Source organism: Bacillus cereus group sp. BfR-BA-01408 (assembly GCF_022663305.1).
GTDB classification, from domain to species: Bacteria; Bacillota; Bacilli; order Bacillales; family Bacillaceae_G; genus Bacillus_A; species Bacillus_A pacificus.
In genome coordinates this window covers 1-4,485 of record NZ_JAKUFF010000141.1, presented here as the reverse complement: position 1 = coordinate 4,485, position 4,485 = coordinate 1, and the positions used below count along the sequence as shown (strand labels likewise).

The window sequence follows — 4,485 nt, the reverse complement described above, 5'->3', positions numbered from 1 at the left end:
CGTTGATATAATTTCACGTACCATAATAAAAACATAAAAAAGGAGCCCCACATAATTAAAAAGGGCGCTCCTACATCAAAATATTACTTCTTCTTATCTTTATCCAATATATTCTGCTCTTCAGCAAACTCCGTACCATATGCAAAGCGGCGATTAATATGAATATTATCGTTGTGGTGCCTTGTGTGGGAGTTAGAGAAGCGATGAACGATTACTTCAGATAATGTGAAGACAATTGCGGAAAGGATGCTTCCCCATGCAATTTGCATATAGTTGTCTAATAAAATATTACCGAAAATCCATACGCTTAAATATGTTAGTAAGAAATCCGACATAATGGCACCAGTATTGCCGATTCGATTTAATATGATTTTATCAACGAACATATAAGATACGATTGTTACAAAGAGACTAAATGAAATAATTTGGACGAACGTTGCAGGGAAAAATAAAGCGAGTCCAATACTAAATGCGATAATGCACGATATAAACTTGATAAGCACTACAGTAAAACCATTCAATATTTACACCTCCGATTTATACATAGTTTTACAATAAATTTAGGAGTTCATACATTGTAACGAATATATTTATATAAAACTTTTTCATGTTCAATCTTTGTCTAAATATTAAAAAAACAAAGAAAAAATGTTATAGTAAAATGAAAGTATATGACATTTTTAGGTAAGGGGGAATCCTGGGTGTGGATTACTTCAGAAGTAGAAATTCCAGACGAGTTAATTGATCATCTTGAACAAGGAAAGTTAGTATTATTTGTTGGAGCGGGAGTTTCTATGAAAGGGAAATCAAACTTACCGAATTTTGATGATCTTGTTGATGAAATTGCGAAAACGTTATATGTAGAAAAACGTGAAATAACAGAACCACATGATTATTATCTTGGTAAAATTGCGAAATCAAAAGATGTACATCAAGTTGCAAGAGATCTAGTTCATATAGAAAAGTCAAAACCGAATCCGCTTCATTATGCAATTCCGAGGTTGTTTCCTTTAGACACGGAAGTTCGTATTGTAACGACAAATTTTGATCGACATTTTACAACTGCGATAAAAGAAATGAATAGAGAATTAAACGTATATCACGCACCTGCGTTACCTACAGGTAGAGCGTTTAAAGGACTCGCTTACATACATGGCAATATAGAACAAGAGAAAGAAGCATTAATTTTAACAGATGGTGATTTTGGAAGGGCTTACTTGACGGAAGGATGGGCGAGAAGATTTTTAGTTGATTTATTCTCGAATTATACCGTTTTGTTCGTTGGATATAGCCATAATGATCCAGTAATGAAATATTTAGCAACTGGTTTACCACCAAGTACAAGGCGTTATGCATTTGTCGCACAAGGAGAAAATACATATCATTGGGAGCATTTAGGAATACGGCCGATTGTATATCCAAATAAAGGTAATAATCATCAGTCTCTCGTTAAAGCAGTAAAACGATGGGCGGAGTTAATGGGTGATAATTATATTACAAAACGAATGCGCATTCGTGACATAGTAACAGTTCCACCTTCTGTAGAGCAGGAACAATTATCATACATAAAACAATCCATTAAAAAAATTGAAACAGTCCGCTACTTCGTTGAATTTGCTCATGATTATGAGTGGGTGGAATGGCTTGAAGCGGAAGGGAAATTACAAAATTTATTTTTAATTACATCAAACTATAACGAGGTAGATGAATTACTTGCAAAATGGTTAGTGGAACAATTTCTTTTTAGTCACCAAAAAGAATTATTTCAATTAATTTTTAAAAATCAATCTAAACTATCTCCGTTATTATGGAGAACAATTTGTAGTTACTTAAGTGAGACGAAAATCGAGATGGACCCATTGTTGTTTGCACGGTGGACACTGCTTTTATTAGAAACAGCTGAAAAAGATAGTAAATCGATCGAAACAATTTCTTACTTACTGCAAAAATGTTCTTTTCCTGAGCATAAAGAAATCGCTTTATTGTTATTAACGTTTATTTTGGACGGAAAACTTAAATTGAAGCGTGAAAGAAAGTGGGGAAATGATAATACGCAAGAATCAATAGAACTTGAGGAGTCGAGTCGTTTACCCGTGTCTACATTTTCTTATGTGGAGCAAATTTGGAATGAAAAGATGAAACCGCATATTTCTTATTACGCCGTTCCAATTATGATGATGGGAATAGAGAAGTTGCGGATGTTATCACTAAGGCAAACGGCACTGAAAAAAAGGGATAAGGAAAATGTGGAAAAAGAGTTTCAGCAAAATGATCTTGCGTTTTTAATTCAAATTGTAAAAGAGTGTTTAGCCTATTTATGTGAAAACAATGAGAAAAAAGCAAATTATTATATTACTGAAATGATAGAAGCAAGCAGCATACTTCAAAATCGAATTGCCATTGATGCGATGAATAAAAATATATTCGTAAGCGCCGATGAGAAGATGAAATGGTTGTTACAGGAAGAAATTCTTTTAGATGTCACGTATAAACAAGAAGTTTTTCAACTTATAAAAAATCATTACGCACTCTCTTTAGAAAAAACAAAGGAAGAAGTCATTCAAATTGTATTAAAGAACCTTGCAGAGGAGAGGGCATTTGATGTTTGTTTACTGTTAGATTTATTATTCACGTGTGATTCAAATAGTCCATCTACAGCAAAAGGTTATGAGTTAATGAAGCAAAAACATCCACACTTTCATTCTGATCGATACAGTGTAAAAAAGAGAGAGACGACAGAACAAAGTATTACTTGTAATGTAACTGCTGATGGATTATTACAGCTGAAAGATGAAGAAATTATGAAACAAGTTCGCCAATTCTCTCAAGATGGTGTGTTTGAACAACGTCATTTTTTAGAGATGTTATCGAAAGCATGTAAATTGAATACAGAATGGAGTATTTCATTTGCTTATCAATTAGTAGGTATGCACGAAATAAGTAATGAAGTTTGGTTTGTTTGTATTAGAGAGTGGCGAAATAACCGAGGACTGACAAATGAACAAATACAAAAAGTTATTCCTCTGTTGCAGAAATTCGTTAGAAATACTGCATTTCATTGGTTAATTAGTAGCTTTCTATATGAAATTAGCAATCGGTTAGAAGAGTTAGAGGAAAATAGTATACGCAATGTAAAACGGTTTGCTTTTTCAGTATTCCCTCAAGTAATGAAAAGTGACACGGATTTTAAGCTTGGAAAACAAGATTTTTACAATGAATCGATTCAGCATCCTGTTGGGAAAATGACAGCTGTATTATTAAAACTGTTATCATATGATCATTTATACGATCGTAATGTGTATGAATATTTATTTTTATTTGAAGAACAAGTAAGAATTAGTACAGAACGGACAAATTTTATGTTAGCGCGTTTAGTAGCGGATATTACATTTCTTTATCATATTGAGAAACAATGGTGCCGAAAATATTTGTTACCGTACTTAGAGTTAAAGAAGGAAAATGAGATTACGAAATATGCATGGGCCGGCTTATGTTACACGCAAATAAATTTACCTTTATTTACAGAAATGAAGCGATTTATTAAGTATGCAGTAGAACATTTAGAAGTATTACATCCGCATACGAGGGAAGCTTTCTTAAAATGGCTCAGTTTTGTATTTATTAAATGTGTACTGTATTGGGAACAAAAAACAGACTGGTTATACCCTTTACTTATACGAGAAAATGAAGAAAATAAAATTAAGTTTATGCAGTTTTTATGCTATTACGTCAAAACGTTAAGCGCAAAAGAGCAACAAAAATTTTGGGCAGCTTGGCTCAGTATATTTTTGCGAGAACGACCGAAAATGGGTGAAATCACAGCTAGAGAATATGTAATGCTTTTACGTATTATTTTATTTATGGATGAAATAGTAGAAAGAGGGTTATCGATAATTTGTAAATCATTTTCGGACGTAGGTGGAAAGGGAAATCAAACGGAGTTAAAACAGTTATTCAATGAAATACTTGAGAAGACAGAGAGTATAAAAATGTATAAAGAGTTGTATGCAAACGTATTTTTTACTTTACTGCAAACGCTTCAGGAAGCGGATTTACTTGAAACGGAAATCATTCAAATAAAAGAATTATTAATCGGGTATAAAGTAGAAAAATGTGTAATAAATGCAATAGATAATGAGATAATTCGCATCGGAATTGTTATGGAGAATTTACAAGAAGAAATGTAGGGCGAAAGTGGAATTTTAAAAAATATATAAAAAGTTGTTGACAGTGTTTTGAAAAGCGTTCTATAATACGAATCATACTTATTCAATTTCAAAAAACATTTGAATAAACAAAGTGCAATGAAGAGATCACAGTAGTGGTTAGTCTTACTGTAACAGAGAGCTGGTGGTTGGTGTGAACCAGTACAGGGATAATCATGAATTACAGTCTTGGAGCATCTTTTTCGTAGTAAAGATAGTATTGTCTTTATGAAGAAAAAGCGGTCAATTGATCGTTAACAGTGAAGAGAGGTAGACGGAA

The 4,485-nt window shown here is 32.8% G+C and carries 2 protein-coding genes; one reads left to right on the top strand and one right to left on the bottom strand.

Going from position 1 to position 4,485, the window contains the following annotated elements; all coding sequences use genetic code 11:
* Positions 1 to 83 precede the first annotated feature (83 nt).
* Positions 84 to 521 carry a YndM family protein gene (locus MR083_RS26070; protein WP_001013099.1) on the bottom strand — a complete coding sequence of 146 codons (438 nt, stop codon included), beginning with the start codon at positions 519 to 521 and terminating at the stop codon, positions 84 to 86.
* Between the two features lie 150 nt (positions 522 to 671).
* Between MR083_RS26070 and MR083_RS26065 the strand changes: the two genes are divergently transcribed.
* Complete coding sequence (locus tag MR083_RS26065) at positions 672 to 4,187, top strand: DUF4020 domain-containing protein (protein WP_073569457.1); 3,516 nt, start codon at positions 672 to 674, stop codon at positions 4,185 to 4,187.
* Positions 4,188 to 4,485: the final 298 nt, after the last annotated feature.